Annotated in this window: 20 protein-coding genes; 7 read left to right on the top strand and 13 right to left on the bottom strand. The window is 47.8% G+C overall.

All coding sequences use genetic code 11. The features are described from left to right. Window positions 1-447 precede the first annotated feature (447 nt). The gene (locus NG792_RS10935; protein WP_261198181.1) at window positions 448-1,524 is read right to left on the bottom strand and encodes a glycosyltransferase family 4 protein; all 1,077 of its coding nucleotides are present in this window, start codon (window positions 1,522-1,524) and stop codon (window positions 448-450) included. A 607-nt stretch (window positions 1,525-2,131) separates the two neighbouring features. Between NG792_RS10935 and NG792_RS10930 the strand changes: the two genes are divergently transcribed. Continuing rightward, window positions 2,132-3,304, top strand: coding sequence for a GNAT family N-acetyltransferase (locus NG792_RS10930; RefSeq protein WP_261235461.1), 1,173 nt, complete (start codon window positions 2,132-2,134; stop codon window positions 3,302-3,304). A gap of 50 nt (window positions 3,305-3,354) precedes the next feature. On the opposite strand, the gene NG792_RS10925 is transcribed toward NG792_RS10930, so the two are convergent. Together NG792_RS10925 and NG792_RS10920 are read right to left on the bottom strand one after the other, a co-directional pair. Further along, complete coding sequence (locus NG792_RS10925; RefSeq protein WP_261235460.1) at window positions 3,355-4,785, bottom strand: hypothetical protein; 1,431 nt, start codon at window positions 4,783-4,785, stop codon at window positions 3,355-3,357. 29 nt (window positions 4,786-4,814) lie between these two features. Further along, window positions 4,815-5,171, bottom strand: coding sequence for a hypothetical protein (locus NG792_RS10920; RefSeq protein ID WP_261235459.1), 357 nt, complete (start codon window positions 5,169-5,171; stop codon window positions 4,815-4,817). Window positions 5,172-5,637: 466 nt separating this feature from the next. Between NG792_RS10920 and NG792_RS10915 the strand changes: the two genes are divergently transcribed. Beyond that, window positions 5,638-5,847 (top strand): DUF2281 domain-containing protein, encoded by a 210-nt coding sequence (locus NG792_RS10915; protein WP_261198177.1) that lies wholly within the window; start codon window positions 5,638-5,640, stop codon window positions 5,845-5,847. Further along, window positions 5,834-6,175 (top strand): type II toxin-antitoxin system PemK/MazF family toxin, encoded by a 342-nt coding sequence (locus NG792_RS10910; RefSeq protein ID WP_261198176.1) that lies wholly within the window; start codon window positions 5,834-5,836, stop codon window positions 6,173-6,175. Before NG792_RS10915 ends, NG792_RS10910 begins: the two co-directional genes overlap by 14 nt. Before the next feature lie 14 nt (window positions 6,176-6,189). On the opposite strand, the gene NG792_RS10905 is transcribed toward NG792_RS10910, so the two are convergent. The 5 genes from NG792_RS10905 to NG792_RS10885 form a co-directional block, all read right to left on the bottom strand. Continuing rightward, entirely contained in the window at window positions 6,190-6,429 is a 240-nt protein-coding gene (locus NG792_RS10905; protein WP_261198175.1) for an AbrB/MazE/SpoVT family DNA-binding domain-containing protein, read from the bottom strand. A gap of 193 nt (window positions 6,430-6,622) precedes the next feature. After that, a complete protein-coding gene (locus tag NG792_RS10900) occupies window positions 6,623-9,676 on the bottom strand; it encodes a CHAT domain-containing protein (protein WP_261235458.1) in 3,054 nt (1,017 codons plus the stop codon). Between the two features lie 205 nt (window positions 9,677-9,881). Continuing rightward, window positions 9,882-10,205, bottom strand: a complete 324-nt coding sequence (locus NG792_RS10895; protein ID WP_261235457.1) for a DUF4926 domain-containing protein — start codon at window positions 10,203-10,205, stop codon at window positions 9,882-9,884. Continuing rightward, on the bottom strand, window positions 10,202-10,534 hold the full coding sequence (locus tag NG792_RS10890) for a DUF6883 domain-containing protein (RefSeq protein WP_261235456.1): 333 nt from the start codon (window positions 10,532-10,534) through the stop codon (window positions 10,202-10,204). Before NG792_RS10890 ends, NG792_RS10895 begins: the two co-directional genes overlap by 4 nt. 112 nt (window positions 10,535-10,646) lie before the next feature. Next, window positions 10,647-10,856 (bottom strand): transcriptional regulator, encoded by a 210-nt coding sequence (locus tag NG792_RS10885; protein WP_261235455.1) that lies wholly within the window; start codon window positions 10,854-10,856, stop codon window positions 10,647-10,649. Window positions 10,857-11,039: 183 nt separating this feature from the next. Here NG792_RS10885 and NG792_RS10880 point away from each other — a divergent pair, with 183 nt between their 5' ends. Then, window positions 11,040-11,264 carry a DUF2281 domain-containing protein gene (locus NG792_RS10880; protein WP_261235454.1) on the top strand — a complete coding sequence of 75 codons (225 nt, stop codon included), beginning with the start codon at window positions 11,040-11,042 and terminating at the stop codon, window positions 11,262-11,264. A gap of 242 nt (window positions 11,265-11,506) precedes the next feature. Here the strand turns inward: NG792_RS10880 and NG792_RS10875 are convergent, their stop codons facing one another. Both NG792_RS10875 and NG792_RS10870 read right to left on the bottom strand, forming a co-directional pair. Then, window positions 11,507-12,466, bottom strand: coding sequence for a GDSL-type esterase/lipase family protein (locus NG792_RS10875; RefSeq protein WP_261235453.1), 960 nt, complete (start codon window positions 12,464-12,466; stop codon window positions 11,507-11,509). A 201-nt stretch (window positions 12,467-12,667) separates the two neighbouring features. Further along, window positions 12,668-13,132 (bottom strand): hypothetical protein, encoded by a 465-nt coding sequence (locus tag NG792_RS10870; RefSeq protein WP_261235452.1) that lies wholly within the window; start codon window positions 13,130-13,132, stop codon window positions 12,668-12,670. 191 nt (window positions 13,133-13,323) lie between these two features. On the opposite strand from NG792_RS10870, the gene NG792_RS10865 reads away from it, so the two are divergent. From NG792_RS10865 to NG792_RS10855, 3 genes are all read left to right on the top strand, one after another. Then, window positions 13,324-13,536, top strand: coding sequence for a helix-turn-helix domain-containing protein (locus NG792_RS10865; RefSeq protein ID WP_015151896.1), 213 nt, complete (start codon window positions 13,324-13,326; stop codon window positions 13,534-13,536). Window positions 13,537-13,638: 102 nt separating this feature from the next. After that, window positions 13,639-13,851 (top strand): helix-turn-helix domain-containing protein, encoded by a 213-nt coding sequence (locus NG792_RS10860; RefSeq protein ID WP_261198170.1) that lies wholly within the window; start codon window positions 13,639-13,641, stop codon window positions 13,849-13,851. A 498-nt stretch (window positions 13,852-14,349) separates the two neighbouring features. Beyond that, window positions 14,350-14,631 (top strand): histidine kinase dimerization/phospho-acceptor domain-containing protein, encoded by a 282-nt coding sequence (locus NG792_RS10855; RefSeq protein WP_261198169.1) that lies wholly within the window; start codon window positions 14,350-14,352, stop codon window positions 14,629-14,631. Window positions 14,632-14,889: 258 nt separating this feature from the next. Here NG792_RS10855 and NG792_RS10850 read toward each other — a convergent pair whose 3' ends face one another. From NG792_RS10850 to NG792_RS10840, 3 genes are all read right to left on the bottom strand, one after another. Beyond that, entirely contained in the window at window positions 14,890-15,513 is a 624-nt protein-coding gene (locus tag NG792_RS10850) for a cytochrome c oxidase subunit 3 (RefSeq protein ID WP_261198168.1), read from the bottom strand. An 89-nt stretch (window positions 15,514-15,602) separates the two neighbouring features. Then, on the bottom strand, window positions 15,603-17,303 hold the full coding sequence (ctaD, locus tag NG792_RS10845; protein ID WP_261235451.1) for a cytochrome c oxidase subunit I: 1,701 nt from the start codon (window positions 17,301-17,303) through the stop codon (window positions 15,603-15,605). Between the two features lie 119 nt (window positions 17,304-17,422). Further along, window positions 17,423-18,436, bottom strand: a complete 1,014-nt coding sequence (locus NG792_RS10840; protein ID WP_261235450.1) for a cytochrome c oxidase subunit II — start codon at window positions 18,434-18,436, stop codon at window positions 17,423-17,425. Between the last annotated feature and the right edge of the window lie 26 nt (window positions 18,437-18,462).

Below are 18,462 nucleotides of genomic sequence, written 5' to 3'. Positions count from 1 at the left end.
ATTCCGGGACTCTAGGGCGTGGGTACAGTAGAGGGAAGACAACCCGGTTTCTTCACTTAATTGGTGGCGTTGTACCCACATTTTTGTTCAGAAACCTGGTTTCTTGTGCTAAATTATCTAATCCGATACCAAGTCCTAGTAAATCTGCCGAATGTTCAATCATTTTAAAAGCCGAGGATAAAGCTTATAAAAGCTCCATCCTCGGCTATGGTTTAGAAAAACAAAATTGAAATTAAAGGGGGAATTTAGTCAGAAGTTAAGTCACCTTATTTTTAGAGGCTGAACTCATTACTGGAGCTGACAAGGAATTGGGCATTTCTTGCCAACAAGTTGAACAAAACCAGTAAGAACCGCCTTTGCGGATATGGTGTAATAAAGAGCCATTACAACAAGGACATTGATTGCTGACTTTCATGTAAATACACCTCCTATTTTGTTGAAAAAGTTTTAGGCAAGGACTGTTAATTTATCCTTGAGATGACCATTTTGGTGAATAGTTTTCGAGAGTGCAAGACGGTAGGCGGCTTCGTATCCATCAACCATTGTAGCAATGCTAAACTGGCTAACGACGCGATCGCGACAAGCTTGGCGATCGAGCTTCATAGCGGCAGGAATTGCGGCTATCATTTCTTCGATGCTGTTGCAGACGATGCCGGTTTTACCGTGAGCAATGACTTCAGGAACAGAACCCAGATTCATGGCAATGAGTGGGGTTCCCGTGCACATGGATTCAATCATCACCAAGCCAAAGGGTTCTCTCCAAGTAATCGGGAACAGGGTGGCTACGGCATTTCCGATTACGTCTACCTTTTGTTGGTGGTTGGTTTCGCCTAAATATTGAATTTGGACGCCATCAATCTGGGGTTTAATTTCATTTTCGTAGAATTTTTGGTCTACGGAATCGACTTTACCGGCAATTTTCAAATGCCAGCCGGTTGCTTTGGCGATCGCGATCGCATGATGAATCCCTTTCTCCGGGGAAATTCTCCCTAAAAATGCCAAATAGGGCGGGTCCTGGGGTTTCGGAAAGAACGGATAGGCTTCGATATCAATGCCATTATAAACTGTATCCAGATAATTCAGTTCCGGTCCACCTTCTCGTTGAGCGTGGGTGATACTAATATAACCCTGGTTACCATACTTTTGATACAATTTGCGGCTGTCAGCGCTAAAGTTTCCATGCAGGGTATGCACCACAGAAGTCTTCATCAGTTCCGCCAAAGGCAGTGCCGTATATCCATTGTGAAAGTGGATAATATCAAACTGGGAAGCCATTTCATAAATTCGGTTGAGTTGCAGCATATCATACACCGCAGGCTCTTTCACCGTGGGGTCCAGACGTAAAGCTCGCGGAACCACCGATTCCAATTTGGCTAAGGTGTGGGAATCTCCTGACGCAAATAAGGTAACATCATGACCCCGACGGACTAATTCATCCGTCAAATGGCTAACCACTAATTCGATACCCCCATAACCCGGTGGGGGAACTCGTTCTGCTAACGGTGAAACTTGAGCAATCCGCATATTTTTCTCCTCGGTGGTAAATGCAGTTGAATTGAATCAATAAGGAACAGCTAATCTAGCAATTGACGCATCTATCTGTAGGTAGATTCTGTTGCTTCAACTGGAAGGCTTTTGCGAAGTTTAATCCCTATTCAGGGTGAAATAATTGCTATTTCGTAAAAACGACCCATAGCAAGTATTTTTACCTCGTTTATTGCCTACGCTCAAAACTTAACCTGACTCTTCAGGAGATGGGTAGTAGTATTAACCGTACCAGCCTTGGGAGAGGAGTCCACCTCAGAGTCGAAATTGTCCCTCGGCACTTTTCCCAATAACATTAAGAGTTCAATGCTTTGACACCTCAGAGATTGACCAAAATTTCTCCTGGAGGAGTTGGAGGAATCACAACCTTAAGATGATCAAGGGTTTACGCTATTCCCATAATCGGTTATCTTGATTCGGTTTAGGTTTTATTAATATTATTTCTGTCCGCTAAAAATCACCAACCGGAGTAAGTTCGGTAAACCCTACTTAATCCCGTCTTGATTTCTGGGAATTTCAGGTTTTAGCTGGAACACGAGCCGTGACTGAATGAGTGATTTGAACGAATCTATAATCGAGGGTTAAAATGCAAAATCAGCGTAAATTTGGACCCCTTTCCAATGGGAAAGAGGCAGAAAACTTGGGGTTAATGCTGTGCCATAGCTTCAATTTTACGGGGTGGGAACTGTTTCGCGATCGCATTGGTATCAAAAACTACCGAGCCATTTGGCAAGGCAACCAAATTATCGGGGGATTAGGACTGTATCCGATGGCACAATGGTGGGGTGGTAATCCCGTTAAAATGGCCGGAATTGCTGCCGTGGGAGTCTCTCCCGAACATCGCGGGACTGGGGTGGCAGAGGAACTCCTCAAAAATACACTCCAAGAAATCTATAATAATCAGATCCCGCTTTCGGTTCTCTATCCCGCGACTCAGGTGGTTTATCGCAAAGTAGGATATGAGCAGGCGGGAAGTCTGTGTAAGTGGCAACTTCCCATCCACAGCATTCAGATGCGCGATCGCACCCTGGCAATGCACCCCGTCGAACCGATATTATCCGAGACGATTGCAGCACTTTATCAGCAACAGGCGCTTACCTGTAATGGCAATCTCGATCGCCACCCTGGAATCTGGGAAAACATCTTTAAACCAACCCCGGAAGAACCCCTCTATGCGGATTTAATCGGCGAACCCGATGACTGGCAAGGGTATATTATTTATAGTCAACGCCGAGAAGGCAACTCCCAAACCATTGCGATCGCCGATTGGGTTGCCTTAACTCCTGCTGCCATCCGTCGCATCTGGACTTTCCTCGCCGATTTTCGCTCACAATTTGCCAATGTCATTTGGAAGAGTTCTCCAAGAGATCCGTTTCTGTTATGTCTCCCGGAACAAACCGGACAAATTACTGAATTCTCTCACTGGATGTTACGCATCGTCAATGTGCCTTTATCTCTACAACAACGGGGTTATCCCAGCGGCATAGAGGCAGAATTGCACTTAGAGGTCGAAGATAATATCTTAGCTGAAAACAAGGGTAAATTTATCCTAAGCGTATCCAATGGCAAAGCTGAAGTAACACCTGGAGGACGTGGAGACTTACGCCTAGATGTGCGAGGATTAGCACCTCTTTATACGGGCTTTTTTACCCCTCACCAACTCCATTTAAGCGGTCATCTTCAAGGGAACTCTAGTGCTTTATCTGTAGCAACGCAACTCTTTTCGGGACCGCATCCCTGGATGGCAGATATGTTTTAAAGGAAAACAACAACCGGACCGATTATACTCATCAGAGTGCCGAAACCCTGCTATCGGCGATTCCACCGCCACCGGATTAATCTCGCGACTACCCAAACTAAAGCAGCAGCGGCGATGCTGAGTAATACGGCAATGATGAAGGGATGGAGGCGATCGCCATGCTGTTCTTGCCAGGGGAATGTCATGGGATGGTCAAAAAGTAAGGGAGAGAGGGAGGCGACAAGGGCCCCAAAGGCGATCGCCGTCCCAAAGGTTTGGATTTGCTGTTCTAGGTGGCGATCGCGTTCCGCTTGGTCAATTTCCACTAAACCGCGAATGGTGGCAATGGCTTCATTCAGCAGGTTTGAACCGGGATAAAAGTAGTTTAGATCAGCACGGATTTGTTCTTGAAAGGCGATCGCTTCTTTGTCGTGAAATAACCTCAAACCCTCCATCCCTGTATGCGCCTGTTTTTCCATCCGTTCTAAACTGGTTTGATAGTTCTTACTATTGATGGCAATTGTATTGTGTGCATATTCCAGATTCCGCAGTTCTTTCGTATAGTTTAGAGAAGTTTTTAGCAGAATTTTTAAGGTGGTTTTCAAATTTTGTAGTTCCGTGGCCGAGAACGGGGATTTTTTTTGAAGATTGAGATAGGTTTGAATCGCCGGATTTAATGTCGTTTCATAGTGCGTAACCAGGCGATCAACACCCTCATAATACATCCGACTATCTTGAAAACTCTTCGAGATTTTGTGATAGTATAGTAACAATTCCGGCAATTCCCAATAACACTTTTGCAGCATTAAAGTCGGATATTCTTCAAATAAAAACCAAATCAATAAATGACCATAAGGATTTTTCTCTAAATTGGCCTTCGGACTGCCATATTCATAGAGATATCCCCCAAACAGGTTATAAGCGCGATAGAGAGGCGGTAAGGGTTTTCCATTTTCTAAGTGAAAAAACTTAATCCAGCATTGTTTCGCTAAGGGTTCTAAATCTCGGATGTTCTCCGGAGCAGTTGTGTTTAAATAACCACTCAGGAGCAAAGTTTGACCTAAATTTGAGGCGAATTCCGGTTCAGGCTTAAAGCAATTTTCGGGGTTAAATTTAGCTAAATCTTCTAGTTTATATTCCTTTTTTCCGCGACTTTCGGGGTGGTAAATATTAAAATTCAGGGCATAACTATCATGAAGAGATTGGGGATAGATAAACCCTTCTAAATGCTGGGGAGTAGTAAAAAATGCGATGGCTCTTTCATCATCAGAACCCCTAAGCAAATCAAAATCTTGGGCGGATTCATCTTGACGAATGTCTAACTCTAAGTCCACCTCAAACTTTTTTAGAATCCTGTCATATTGGTTCCGCACCCATTGGGGATTAATTCCACCTAAAATTTTTGCAGTAGTACCCTCAGAGGAAGTCACCAAACCTCGATGATATTGATAGGCAAACCAATATAAACTTGGGGCATAAATTGAGGCTATTTTTTGGCTCATGAATCACTCGCTTAAAGATGAGGAAAAGATTAAGCAGGGTCATTTTTTGCCTGGTGCACCTTTTCCAACAGAAAGGCTTTATTATAGACGGTTTCCGGTCGTTCTCCCTCCGCTGGCTTAGGGATTTTCTGCCCTTGTTTAATCATATTGGCGCGAATAGTTGCCAACTCTTCTCGGTTGAAGCTAATCTGATACTCTTTACACCAGGCTTTAATGAGTTTAGCCAGTTTCAACGTTTTATCTTCGGCGGCATTCAATTGGGTTTCTAAGGTTTGGAGATTTTCCCCGAGTTGGGGTGGCGTTTGCGAGTCGGTTTTAGCTTGTTCCAGAAAGGTGAGGAAGTCTTCAATGATTTGTAAGAACTCCGACGGAATGCGATCGCTCATGGGATACTCTCCTAAGATAAATACACCGAGTTTCTAGCAGCATCTTTGCTGTCCTACCCAATTGTACCAAACTAAGCGCGTTTCTGGGTCCTGAGTTGTGTGGGTGGGGTGGAAGGGAATGGAACCCAAGATTGGCTAGGGTGTGGGGTTTCGCTGCAGCCAACCGACAAATGTTTTTACAAACTATGCTAGACTTATCCAAACCCCAGTGATGCTGCCACTCAAATGAGGCTAGTTAAATGGAGTCCGCCCCCACATCCCACTCGAAACTATCAAAAACCTTTCTATTGAGGATGTTTTGAGCTTATTAAGACCAAAATAAACTCTAATTGTGCAAGTTTCTAGCAGTGAAGGGGTGAGAATTAAAGCCAGCCTAAAACTCCCCCCTTTACCAAAACTCGATGGGTATGTGACCCAAAGGGGGAAAAGCTATTTACCCTGAGTAAAACCGATATCAAGAAAGACTATGAATCCAGGTATTTCTTCCGAAAATGATTTAATCAAAAAAATCAGAAACTTACCTCCTGATAAAATGACAGAAGTCGAAGATTTTGTAGATTTTCTGTTAGAGAAACAGGACCAAATTCGCTTAAGTCGTGCAGCAGCAAAACTATCGGAAACTGCTTTTTCTAAGATTTGGGACAATGAGGAAGATGCCGACTATGACCAGTTATAGCTTCGGCGATATTATCTTAATTCCATTTCCCTTTACAGACCAAACGAGTGCCAAAAAACGTCCGGCAGTAGTAGTTAGCTCAAATCTGTACAATCAAGAACACTCCGATTTAATAGTTATGGCTATTACCAGTCAGCGATCTCTTGCCAGTAGGGTAGGCGATCGCACTGTAGTTTACTGGAAGGAGGCGGGTTTACTAAAACCTTCTGTCATCAAAGGCATTATTGCTACAGTGGAAAAAGGACTGGTGTTAAGACAACTTGGACAACTGCAAGAAACGGATAAAGAAGCACTACGCAATGTTTTACAGATTATTTTAGGCGAATAAATCGAGTAAGAATCTCATTCAAAAATATCCTCTCGTGCCGGGATTTGAGGTTGTTCTCGAACTTCTAAAAAGTCCGGGCTAAACTGAGATAAGTTATTCCACCAAATGTCATCAAAACATGGCTTTGCCTGAGAGTCTGGTTCCTGAGTTTTACCCTCCTGGGCCCTGACTTGATTAATATAGGCTAAAACCTGATCCACCTGGGATTCAGGGAGGGTTTGAATGGCTTGAATCAGATTTTCTCTAGCTGTCATCTGTTATTCACCTCGGGGATTTGCCTCATATTTAACTCCACCTCCGGTCCCCTCCCCTTGCCAAGGGGAGGGCTAGGGTGGGGTCCTCTTTTCTCTAGCTGTCATCTGTTATTCACCTCGGGGATTTGCCTCATATTTAACTGAACCTCCGGTCCCCTCCCCTGTGTCTTGGGGAGGGTTAGGGTGGGGTCCCCTACAAACCGATCGCCACAAAAGCCGACCAATAACGCCGATCGCCAAACGGACAACTCTCATCATAATCCATCAACTTAAAATCAATCATCTCACACTCCTCCTCCGTCATCTTCAAACCCTGACTACACCACTCCAAAAACCCCTGAACCGAAACCCCCCTCAGCCAATTTTGAGATCGATGTAACGCCATCACCACCCGCTCATCTTGGCGCAATTCATAATAGAAACGAATCGCCAAACAAGCCGTGGCAAAATCATCCACACACCATAAACTACTCACCACCGCAGGAGTTCCCGCATACAAAAACCCACTGGCTAACCCAATATATTCATCGGTCAACAAACTCCCGATTAGTCCCGTCTCACAAGCCGAAAGCATCACCAGACGACAGGCGGGAATTTCCAGATTGCGATAAATTTCCCCTAGGGTTAAGCCTTGGTGTGCCGTGTCGAAGCGGCGACCATCCCGGAGAGTGAGAGTCTGGGGTTCCGGCTCCCGGGAGGCCGATTCCAGGGGTGCATCCCCCGCCAAAATCACAGCGGAATTCAGGGGATTTTCGCTATCAAATCCCCCGTGACAGGCAAAATGAATAATATGACTCTTGCGCAGTTTCTCCAGAGTTTCCCGGCGATTGAGGGCGGATTTCGTCGCCGCTTGCTGGGTGAGGATATAGCAGTTGGGGTCGAAGTAGGGGCGGATGAACTCCACCTCCATTTGGGCATAGCTGAGGTCTTCCGTGGGGTTCTGTACGGCGAAGAATTGGGGTTCCGTGGCCGGTTGGGGGCGGTTGTGGATGTAGTCCAGAATTTGGCAACTGGGGGCGTAGCTGACCCCTTGGCTAAAGCGCTCCAGTAACGGGGTAGCGGGGGCGTTGAGCTCAACGGATAAGGCGTGGAGGGGGAACAGGTGCAGGTAGAGATGGGGAATCAGAATCAGCCTTTGGCAGGTATCCGGGAGGGCGGCGATGATATCGGACAGGTGGAGATGTTCGGCGAGGTCATCCAGGCGTCGGTCTAGGGCTTTATACCAACTGGGTTGGCGGTAGTCGGCGAAGTAGGTTTGGTTGAATTGGTCGAGGCTGTGGCGTTCCTCGGCGCTGTAGCTGTAGGGGTGAATCTGGGGGCGGTCCTGGTCCAGGGTGACGGTGAAGGCCCAGGCTCCCAGGTCCGGGTCTTGGGGCAGATACCATTCGATGAGAGCGGTTTCCGGAGTGAGGAGTTGGCGAAAGTCCGGCAGTTGGGCGCGCACATTCTGGAAGGCGTTGAAGTCCGGGTCATTGATTTGCGCCAGCAGGCTGTCCCGTTGTTGCAGCAGGCTTTGCAGGAGAGCGGTTCCCGGTGTCTCGGAGGGTCTGGCTATCTCCCGGTTTCCCCGGGTTTCCCCCGTTCCCCCGGTCCCCGTCTCCCCGTCTGCGGCGCTCTCCGGTGCTGCGAAAGATTGTTGCAGGGCGGCGATTTCCCGGTTGAGTTGGCGATATTGTTCCTGTTGTTCGGGGGTGGCGTTTTTGGGAACCAGGTCGGCGCTGGTGAGCATTTCCATCAGGGTGCGGGACTTACTGCGCTCCACGGTCAGCAGGGCTTGGTCGTAGCGTTCCAGGTGGATGCAGGCTTGTATCATTTTGCCATAGATGGGCAGGGCATCTTCCAGGATTTTCCGTTTGCTGTTGGGGGAGGTCGCCCAGTTGCGGCTTTGTTCCACGGCGCGGATGGCGTTGTCGTAGCCTTCAATGGCGATTTCCCAGTAGTGGATGCGGTAGCCGAGGTTGCCGAGGTTGCTTCCGGTTTGGAGGCAGTCTAGGGGGAAGGATGAGGGGGTGCGGATTTCTAAGGCGGCTTTGTAGCAGGCGATCGCCTGCTCTATATTCTCCTCTGGCTCTCCTTGGATGCGCGTTCGGTAGGCTTCTCCCAAGTTATTTTGAGTCCTTCCCCAATTTTCGGGAAAGGCGGTGCGGGTGCGGACTTCTAAAGCGGATTGGAAGCAGCGAATCGCCTCCTCGATATTGTCGGCTTGCTCTCCCCGGATGCGGTCCTTGTAGGCTTCTCCCAAGTTATTTTGAGTCCTTGCCCAATCTTCGGGAAAGGCGCTGCGGGTGTAGACTTCTAAGGCGGCTTGGAAGCGGCGAATCCCCTCCTCGATATTGTCCGCTCGCTCTCCCCGGATGCGGTTATTGTAGGCAACCGCCAAGTTATTTTGAGTCATTGCCCATTTTTCGGGAAAGGCGGTGCGGGTGCGGACTTCTAAGGCGGCTTGGTAGCAGGAAATCGCCTGCTCGATATTGTCCCCTCGCTCTCCCCTGATGCGGTCATTGTAGGCAATCGCCAAGTTATTTTGAGTCATTGCCCAATCTTCGGGAAAGGCGCTGCGGATGCAGACTTCTAAGGCGGTTTGGTAGCGGCGAATCGCCTCCTCGATATTGTCCGCTCGCTCTCCCCGGATGCGGTCCTTGTAGGCATTCCCCAAGTTATTTTGAGTCGTTGCCCATTTTTCGGGAAAGGCGGTGCGGGTGTAGACTTCTAAGGCGGCTTGGTAGCAGGAAATCGCCTGCTCGATATTGTCCCCTCGCTCTCCCCTGATGCGGTCATTGTAGGCAATCGCCAAGTTATTTTGAGTCATTGCCCAATCTTCGGGAAAGGCGCTGCGGATGCAGACTTCTAAGGCCGCTTGGTAGGCAGCAATGGCAATTTCCAGATTATTGGCTCGACTGCCTAATGGGAACCCCCAAATATGAACAGCAAAATAATGAAGATTTTTGGCTAGGTCTTTATTTTTATCAAGATCCTCGGGGTCGAGTTGGGAGTGAAACCATTGGGTAACGGTTTCGGCAAAATCGAGGTCGAGTTGGTCTTGGTATTTTTGGAAAAGGGGATAAATTTGTTTCTCGCTTAATCCTCTTTTTTCCGCTTTCAGTATTTCTAACCAAATTGCTAAGTATTCTTCACGGATGACATTAACTTGAGGGTGGGAGGTTCTGGGGGGCTGAGGCTGGGAGTGGAATAAAGGGATGTTGAGCCTCTGCCATAGGTTTTGCCATCTCTCACGCCAAATCGACATTGTTCCGCCTCCATGAGTCTTGGTTAGGTGTTGTCGGTGCGGTGAAGCCTCGCGCCACCCAACAGCCACACAACCCCAACTCGATTATACCCCACCCCCCGACTCCGAGAAACCGGGTTTCTTTGAGATGTCTTCGGGTCTCCACAGAGAGACAGTTAGAAACCCGGTTTCTTTTCCCACCCACAGACCCTAAAACCTCAAATTCTTAATTCACCGGAGTCGTTTGGTCTTTTTGCAACAGAAAATCCAGGTATTCTTCTAGTTGTTTTTGTTGATGTTCTGACAGGTTGCGAAATTTACTTAAAATTGCTTCCTCTCTCAAATAGTCACTCAGGGGCATAATCTGTGATGCCGTCACTTCAATGGTAATTTGAGGAACATCAAATCCTTCTAAACTATACCCATCTTCTGGGGACTCGGGGTGATGATAATGTTCAACAATCGTGGCAATATCACCCCGTTTGAGGTGATATTGGGGCAAATCTCCCGTGAGGGCAACTTGGGAAAATAGAGGATATTGAGGTTTCATTGATTTTCTCCTTTGTCGGGGACTAGGGTTACAAATCGGGTTTCATTATTATTGACCATCCATATTGTTAATATTTTCAGTTTAATGCCATTTTGACCTCGCAAAATTGCACGAATTATATATTTTTGACCATAAGGAGTGGTTTCAATGGGTTCAGCGGGTTGAGTGAGGACTTGGGTTCTTAAATCTTGTTCTAGTTGTTGCCAGTTCTCTACTGTATATCCTGCCTGTGCTAAGAATTTAGATTTATCATCTTTAGGAAGTTGGACGAGTAAATAGTGAGTTAGTTTTGATGGGTTAATAATGGAGTCTTCTGGTAAAAAAACCATATTTTATTTCCAGTTTCAGCACAATCGGCCAGTTACGCTGCTGACCCCTCAAACAAATGGGAATCCTGGGTTAATACATCCAGAATCACATTGCTATCCACGAGGAAATCCGTCATTCCTCACCCCGCGTTAAATTTAGAATCTCATCAGTAGTCATGTCCCCTGTGGCTTTTCCCCGCAGACTGGCGATTAAATTTGCTCCTTTGGGCGAGGGGTTTTGATACCGCCAAGCTAAAAAGTCTAAGAATATTTTGGCTTCTTCCAAGGCGGGTTGGGGGAGGTTGCGAAGGATAGCTAAGAGTTCAGTTTCCGTGGTTAGCATAGTGCATTTTAGGATAGTACCCCCATTTTACCTCATCCCCGCGACGGGTGAAACTGGGTTTCTTTCTTAAATTTTGGTGAAGAAACACCAGATGCTGCTAGAAACCCGGTTTCTTTTACCAGACTTTTTCCCCCTTTCCCCTCCCAAAGTAGTACAATCAAAGAAACCCCAAGGTTGAGGTCAATGATGAGTCCCCTCCTAGAAAAAGTCTTAGCAGAAGTCACCCAACTCGATCCAAAAGAGCAGTTGCAACTCGTCTCCTACTTAGTTACCCGTTGGCAACAACAGCCGGAACTATTTGTAGAGAAAAAAATCAGCCGTAAAAATTTATTTGGTTGTATCCCTGGCAAAATAAAGATGGCCGAAGACTTTGATGCACCCCTTAATGATTTTGCTGAGTATATGTGATGCGCTTATTATTAGATACCCACATCTTTATTTGGCTGATAGACGGCAACCCCAATCTTAGCCAAACTGCAACAAATTCCACGTCACGAGGAAAAATAATTGTTTCTTGTAGGGGCGTATTGCATACGCCCCAGGGCGCAAGCATTGCGCCCCTACAAATCAATACTTGACAGAACTAGGGTTTGAACCCCCGCCGGTGTTTAGCTTCGCCCTTCGCCCAGGGTGTTTGCTGCACAAGAGTATTATTTCCCCCCAGTTTTAGGAATCAAAATTGTTCGGTTTCCTAACTTTTCCTCAAACCCTAGATTGTTTTTCAAAGCAATTAAATCCCAGTATTCAAAGCTATCAAATCCAAAGGCTTTCTGAGACAATTGCGGTAAGCTATCTCCGGATTCAGGTTGATAGGAAACCCAAGTATAAGTTTTGCCATCCAGGGTAAAACTGGGAGACTTTTGCAACCATTGCTGATATCGGTTATCCCGATTGAGGTCTAAGCGAGATGTCATCTGATGCAGGGCTTTTTGCCAGAGTTGGTATCCCGCTTGGCTCAAATGGATTCCGTCGGTGGTTAACTCGCGCTGTAACCTATCTTCGTCGTTGGTAAAGCCGGAATTGAGGTCGAAATAGATTGCGCCTTCGGATCGGGATATCGCCGCGAGTTCGAGATTAATTTTACGAATTCTACTATTAGGAAGTGCCGCCAGTCGGGTGGGTAGAATCGATTGCACCACCACTTTAGCTGGGGGGTGAATGAGTTGCAGTTCCCGGACTGTATAATAAATATTATCTGCAATACTGGCATCGGGTTTACCCTGACGCAAATCGTTAATGCCTGCTAGGATATAAATGGTATGAGGTTTGGTCTCGGAAAATGTCCACAATCGCTTTAAAATTCCGCTGGTATTATCCCCGGAAATTCCTTGATTGAGCCACAGTCTCCCCGGCGGCAGTAGTTCGGGGGGAAACCACATCGAAATCGAATCCCCTAATAAAATGGCCAGAGGATTAGTACCTTGTCCTTTAGCGACTGCCTGGGCTTCCCAAGCTAAGAGATTAGTCCATTCCTGATAGGTAGGTTGACCGATCGCTTTTTCCCATACTGATTTAAAACTATCCGGTGGGAGGAGGGTGTAAGTCCTACCAACTTTCAACCCTTCCATCCTTTGTAAATACATTTGAATTCCAGAAGCCGGTCGATTCATGAGTAAACCCTCACTATGCCTGGAATTCTAAGATAAGAGAGTAAAGGGGGATTGAGTGAAGGAGGTGGACATTTTCTAAAGCGGCTGTTTTTAGGGCGATCGCCAAGAGGGAACCCCACCCTAACCCTCCCCTTGCTAAGGGGAGGGGATCGGAGGTGCAGTTAAGTGTAAAAACCTCCTGTTGTACGTCTGAAACTCCCCCTATTTTTTCAGTTTATAAGCCTGTCGCAATTCAATTAAGGCAGTCTGGGATAGGCCAGATTTCAGCAAACGAATCAACAATCCCCAAGCCTGCAACTGTTCTAATTTCTGGGATTTTTGGAGTTGAACCTGATAAAATTGTGTCCAAAACTCCGGTGCATAATGACTCCGCCACCCCTTACGCCAGCGCTTGTGCCACTGCGCCAAATCCGGCAGGGTCGGTGATGCCACTCCCAAAATGGGCGGGAAGTCGGCATAACTCACAAACCGACTCACGCCTTTGCCATGCACATAAACAACATGGCGCATACAATCAATGCGATAGATATCCGCTTCTGAGATGCCGAACATTAGGGCCACGGTTTCTTCTGTGACAAATCGCGCCAAGGGATGCAGGATGTCCGAGGTGTGGTTAATTTTAGATTGGCGGATAACTGGCGAAGAGGGTTGAGAGTTTGATATCATAGTAGATGCCTTGGATAGTGGCTGACTAAAAGAGTTACTGGCTTCTATAGCAAGTAGCTTGAACACCAGCGAACTGTCCATATAGGTTTTAGGAGCGATCGCCCGTTAGTTTTCCAGACCTGGGGGCGATCGCTTTTATCTCTGTGTTAAATCTATTAAAAGATATCCTCTTATCGTTTGTCAAGTAAATTGTGGGTTTAGTTAGATTACGAATTCGTGAGTTTGCGAATGAGAAGGGATGGAACCTCAAAGAAGTGTCTGACCGTTCGGGTCTGGTGTACAGTACGGTCCGGCATTATGCGCGATCGCCAGGACTGGCGCTGGTAGATTTTACCGCGATTCACAAGCTGGCTCGGACTTTCGACGTTCTCATCGAAGACTTGGTGGAAATTGTCGAAGAATAGGAAACCGGCAGGGGTCTTCCTAGACCTCAGTCTGGGATGTTGCAGCGCCAGGGGTTTTTTCCAGGGTTTTATCAGGGGATGCCAACGCATTACTTGTCAAGTATGGGTTTAGTTAGGTTAAAAATTCGGGAATTAGCGGAAGAGAAGGGCTGGACCCTCAAAGAAGTCGCCGATCGCTCCGGTATTGTGTACAGTACCGTCCGAAGCTATGCAAGGCGTCCGGCGATCGCCACCGTTGATTTTACCGCCCTCCACAAATTAGCCCGAACCTTCGATGTTCTGATAGAAGACTTGGTGGAAATTATCGAAGAATAGGAAACGGTAGCGGTGTTCGCCGCTGAGAATATCCCCTATGGGTTGACAGGACCAGGATTCGCCAACGGTGGGACTTTCTGCGCTCCAAATTGAACAGGTGCAATCATGGCACTAAACCCCGATTTGTGGTGTTTTTCTCGCCAATGATGGGATCAGCAGGCAGAGGCTGGTATTGCTGAAAAATAGACAGAATTACTCCTAGCTCTACTGAGGCAGATCGCTTAATATATGGGTTAACTCAGAAAAACACCCGGGGTTCAGGTTTGTGAATTCTAGGGGGGTTGGGTATCCAGGGGGTACAGCTCAGGAGGTACGGACCCCTCACTATAACCGGCGTTACATGGGAACCGGCGGGAATTGTCCCATCGAGATCCAAGCCAGTCTAAGCAAAAGAACCTAGGCGATCGCCAGCCACCCCTCGGACCTCATCAATGCCGGTTCATCTCTGAGTCATGTTAAACAGGAAACTCCCTTAACAATCCAACCCAATAAATCGCCATGCCTACTATTCAATCTGGGACTACTCAAGTGGAGCATCAAGAAAACCTAGTTGCACTCAAGTCATACTTTATGACTTTGATTTCCCATGAACTGCGAACTCCCTTAACCACTATCTTATTATCCGCTGATTTACTGGAATGTTATAGCAATAGCTGGTCTGATGAGAAAAAACTTAAGCACGTTCAGCAAATCCAAACCGCTGCGCTTGAAATCACTAAGCTGATCGAGAGCGAACACTTTACACAAACGCTCCAAAAAGTAGCCAGTGAAATTCACTAAGTGTTTTAAGAAATTTTAAGCCTCTTCTATTCTCTTTTGTTGTAGGCAAGTTAACGGCATTAGTTGAAAACCGCTGCTCTAAAATTTCCTTGAAATGGGAATAACCCGAAGCGATCGCCCCGATGATGTCTGTCACGCCAAAGACTCAATTCCCGGTGACCCGCATGATTAGGGCGCTCTCGACGGTGAAGCAGCGATCGCACAAAAAAACCCCCATAAGGGGGCAAATCGCATCAACCAGGAGGGATAACATCCCGATTAGAACAAATACAGAATTGTAAACAGCACAATCCAGACCACATCAACAAAGTGCCAGTAAATTTCGGCGGCTTCTGGTCCAAAGTGACTGGCGCTGGAATAATGACCCGCCTTCAGAGATTTCCATAAGACCGCCAAAATTAACAGCAACCCAAAGGTAACGTGCAATCCGTGAAAGCCCGTCAGCACATAAAACGTGCTGGTAAAGATATTATCCGTCAGACCAAATCCGGTATGAAAATATTCATACAACTGTCCGGCTAGGAACACTGCCCCCATGAGTGCCGTTAGCCCGAACCAAAATCTTAGCCCATTAACATCATTCTTCTTAATCGCCGCATTGCCGCGATTCATCACAAAACTGCTGGAAATCAGGATAATCGTATTCACCCCGGGCAGCAACAGTTCCATTTCCGGCGTACCTTCCGGGGGCCACTCTGGGGAAACGGCGCGAAAGGTGAGATAAGCGGCGAATAATCCCAAAAAGATCATCGACTCTGCCACCAGAAAGATAATGATCCCAAAAATTCGATGATCCGGATGGTCACCGTGGTGACCTCCGTGGGTTCCCGCCCCATGTTCAGCTTGTATAGCCGCCTTGCTTGTATCAATTGTCCCTTGCATAAGCAATCGTCTGTTGTAGAGTTTACAGTTTGAGTCTGGGGTGAGTGGGGTCGAGTCAAGCCCAACCCCAAAAAACGTAGTGACCCGGCTTAGGAAACAGTCGGTCCCCCGGATAACATGGGAGTATTCGCTTGGGACTCGGGCATTGGGACACCCGAGTTGCGATCGCCCATGCCGTAATCATAAGGCCCTGTCAAGCGCACAGGTTCCCCAATAAAATTCTCCACCGGCGGAGGGGAAGCCGTCTGCCACTCCATCGTTAAAGCATCCCAGGGATTGCCCGATGCTTTGGTACCCCCGATCCAACTCCACACCGCATTAATAATCAATGGGACTGTAGAAACGGCAAGGATATAGGACCCAATAGTACAGACTAAATTGACCGTGGCAAATTTGGGGTCATACTCCGCCACCCGGCGAGGCATCCCTTGCAGTCCCAGATAATGCATCGGCAGGAAGCAGAGGTTAAAGCCCACCAAGGTTAGGACAAAATGTAATTTGCCCAGGAATTCGTTCATCATCCGCCCGGTCATTTTCGGGAACCAGTGATAAATCCCCGCATACAGACCGAAGACGCTGCCGCCAAAGAGAACATAATGCAAGTGGGCGACAATGAAATAGGTATCGTGAACGTGAATATCAAACGGGACCGAGGCGATCATAATCCCACTGAGGCCGCCGATCACGAACATGGAGACGAAACCCAACCCGAACAGCATGGCGCTGTTGAGGCGAATTTTGCCCCCCCAAACCGTGGCTAACCAGCTAAACACTTTAATTCCCGTGGGGACGGCGATAATCATGGTCGCCACCATGAAGAACATCCGTAACCAACCGGGAGTACCGCTGGTGAACATATGGTGCGCCCAGACAATTAAGCCTAGAAAGCTAATTGCCATACTGGAATAGGCGATCGCCTGATAGCCAAAAATTGGCTTGCGGGCGTGCACCGGCAAAATATCAGAAATCATCCCAAAAATCGGCAGAATCATGATATAAACTGCCGGGTGGGAATAAAACCAGAACATATGCTGGTAAACCACCGGGTCCCCGCCTCCCGTTGGGTTGAAAAAGGCGGTTCCCGCAATCAAGTCAAAGACCAGAAGAATTAACGCCCCAGCCAAAACCGGAGTCGAGATTAAAATCAAGGCCGAAGCTGCCAGCATTGCCCAGCAGAACAAGGGCATATCATTTAATCCCATTCCGGGCATCCGCATTTTCAGGATCGTGGTCAAAAAGTTGATCCCGCCCAAAATGGAGGAGGTTCCCAGTAACAGAACGCTCAAAATCCAGATAAATTCTCCCGCTTTGTCCCCGGTCGTACTTAATGGGGGATAGGAGGTCCAACCGGCACCAGCAGCACCGACAAAGAAGCTAGATAATAGCAGGATTCCGCCGGGGGGGATCAGCCAAAAGGCGATCGCATTCAACCGGGGGAAAGCCATATCCCGCGCCCCAATCATCAGGGGAATCAGGTAGTTGCCAAAGGCCCCGGTCCCCGCAGGCACGATCCACAGAAAAATCATGACCGTGGCATGGATCGTAAACAGACCGTTATAGAGTTCGCGACTGACAAAATCTGAGTCTGGGGTTGCCAGTTCCGTGCGAACAGCGGTGGCTAATGCACCGCCAATCAGATAAAAAATGAAGGTGCAGACCAGGTATTGAATCCCGATCACCTTATGGTCTGTACTAAAGCCAAAGTAGTCTCGCCAAGGGGTCTGTCCGCCTGCTTCTACAGCAAGGGTTTCCCCTAGGTTATCGGTTTCCGGTTCGGTTACTTGTGCCATAAATCAATTGTTATTACTGATGCGTCTGAGTTCCCCTGCTGCTTGGGGATGATGGGTCATTCGTTCCAGGTTAAAGGGCAAATTGCATCTCCCCTCCGCAGCTAAAGACATTGCCGAGGTTAAATCGCCCGATCGCCCCGATGGTGTTCCGCATGGAGTTGGTTGAGCGTCTCTCCATCAATTCCCATCTCAGCGGCTAAAGGTTGCAGATAGTCCGTTTCCGATAAATCTGCCGGATTCAGGGCCACAGTTTCCAGTCCCTCAGATTGGGCCACAATCTGACTCTGTAACCAAGATTGGAAATCTTCTTCCGTCTGCACAATCACTCGGGTTTTCATCCCGCCATGATAGGACCCACAGAGTTCGGCGCAAACCACGGAGTATTCCCCAACTTTCTGGGGAACGAAGCGCAACTCGCTTGCTCGTCCGGGGATAGCGTCTTGTTTGAGTCGAAATTCCGGAATCCACAGGGAGTGGATCACATCATTGGCGCTAATCGTCAGTTCCACCTCTTTTCCCGCAGGCAGATGCAATTCCGCAGAGGTGACGCCACTGTTCGGATAGGTGAAAATCCAGGCAAACTGGAGTCCGAGGACATTGACACTGACAAAGGGGTCTTGGCCTTGGGTGCGGGGAGAGGCCCCAACTCCCAGGGCGACCAGTTTACCCGCTGCTTTACTGGGGGCAATGGTGGGTTCGTCCGAGGGTAAGGATGCGGCGATCGCAGCGCCAGCCTGGTGTTTATGGGCAACATGAGACTCATGGGAGGCCATTGGGTCTAGGCCCCCCATTGAGTTGTAGATTTCAAAACTGTAGACCCCGATCCCCATGATGATGATGGCCGGGATCGCAGTCCAGAGAATTTCTAGGGGAACGTTGCCATGAATGGGTGGCCCATCGGTATTGTCATCGGCACGTTTTTTAAATTTGAAAATGGCGATCACGATGACCCCCTGCACGATCAGGAAGAGACCTGTGGAAATGGTCATCATCGTGTTAAATAGTGCATCAATCCGAGGCGCTTCTTCGGAGGCGGCAACGGGCATGAGACTATGATTCTGGCCGACCCACAAGCTCACCAGCGTGATGGTGATGCCTGCTATCATCGTCCAAATAGCACTGGGTACTTTCACTTCAACCTCCTTGATGAGAAATTTTG

Origin of the sequence: Laspinema olomoucense D3b, from assembly GCF_025370785.1 — a bacterium.
Classification (GTDB): Bacteria; Cyanobacteriota; Cyanobacteriia; order Cyanobacteriales; family Laspinemataceae; genus Laspinema; species Laspinema olomoucense.
The sequence above is the reverse complement of the archived record's forward strand: the minus strand, read 5'-3'. Positions and strand labels throughout refer to the sequence as shown.

What these genes read in the sequence shown, in the direction of transcription:
- NG792_RS10935 (WP_261198181.1), bottom strand. Translation starts at nt 1,524, where the DNA reads ATGCGGATTGCTCAAGTTTCACCGTTAGCAGAACGAGTTCCCCCACCG.
- NG792_RS10930 (WP_261235461.1), top strand. Translation starts at nt 2,132, where the DNA reads ATGCAAAATCAGCGTAAATTTGGACCCCTTTCCAATGGGAAAGAGGCA.
- NG792_RS10925 (WP_261235460.1), bottom strand. Translation starts at nt 4,785, where the DNA reads ATGAGCCAAAAAATAGCCTCAATTTATGCCCCAAGTTTATATTGGTTT.
- NG792_RS10920 (WP_261235459.1), bottom strand. Translation starts at nt 5,171, where the DNA reads ATGAGCGATCGCATTCCGTCGGAGTTCTTACAAATCATTGAAGACTTC.
- NG792_RS10915 (WP_261198177.1), top strand. Translation starts at nt 5,638, where the DNA reads ATGAATCCAGGTATTTCTTCCGAAAATGATTTAATCAAAAAAATCAGA.
- NG792_RS10910 (WP_261198176.1), top strand. Translation starts at nt 5,834, where the DNA reads ATGACCAGTTATAGCTTCGGCGATATTATCTTAATTCCATTTCCCTTT.
- NG792_RS10905 (WP_261198175.1), bottom strand. Translation starts at nt 6,429, where the DNA reads ATGACAGCTAGAGAAAATCTGATTCAAGCCATTCAAACCCTCCCTGAA.
- NG792_RS10900 (WP_261235458.1), bottom strand. Translation starts at nt 9,676, where the DNA reads ATGTCGATTTGGCGTGAGAGATGGCAAAACCTATGGCAGAGGCTCAAC.
- NG792_RS10895 (WP_261235457.1), bottom strand. Translation starts at nt 10,205, where the DNA reads ATGAAACCTCAATATCCTCTATTTTCCCAAGTTGCCCTCACGGGAGAT.
- NG792_RS10890 (WP_261235456.1), bottom strand. Translation starts at nt 10,534, where the DNA reads ATGGTTTTTTTACCAGAAGACTCCATTATTAACCCATCAAAACTAACT.
- NG792_RS10885 (WP_261235455.1), bottom strand. Translation starts at nt 10,856, where the DNA reads ATGCTAACCACGGAAACTGAACTCTTAGCTATCCTTCGCAACCTCCCC.
- NG792_RS10880 (WP_261235454.1), top strand. Translation starts at nt 11,040, where the DNA reads ATGATGAGTCCCCTCCTAGAAAAAGTCTTAGCAGAAGTCACCCAACTC.
- NG792_RS10875 (WP_261235453.1), bottom strand. Translation starts at nt 12,466, where the DNA reads ATGAATCGACCGGCTTCTGGAATTCAAATGTATTTACAAAGGATGGAA.
- NG792_RS10870 (WP_261235452.1), bottom strand. Translation starts at nt 13,132, where the DNA reads ATGATATCAAACTCTCAACCCTCTTCGCCAGTTATCCGCCAATCTAAA.
- NG792_RS10860 (WP_261198170.1), top strand. Translation starts at nt 13,639, where the DNA reads ATGGGTTTAGTTAGGTTAAAAATTCGGGAATTAGCGGAAGAGAAGGGC.
- NG792_RS10855 (WP_261198169.1), top strand. Translation starts at nt 14,350, where the DNA reads ATGCCTACTATTCAATCTGGGACTACTCAAGTGGAGCATCAAGAAAAC.
- NG792_RS10850 (WP_261198168.1), bottom strand. Translation starts at nt 15,513, where the DNA reads ATGCAAGGGACAATTGATACAAGCAAGGCGGCTATACAAGCTGAACAT.
- ctaD (WP_261235451.1), bottom strand. Translation starts at nt 17,303, where the DNA reads ATGGCACAAGTAACCGAACCGGAAACCGATAACCTAGGGGAAACCCTT.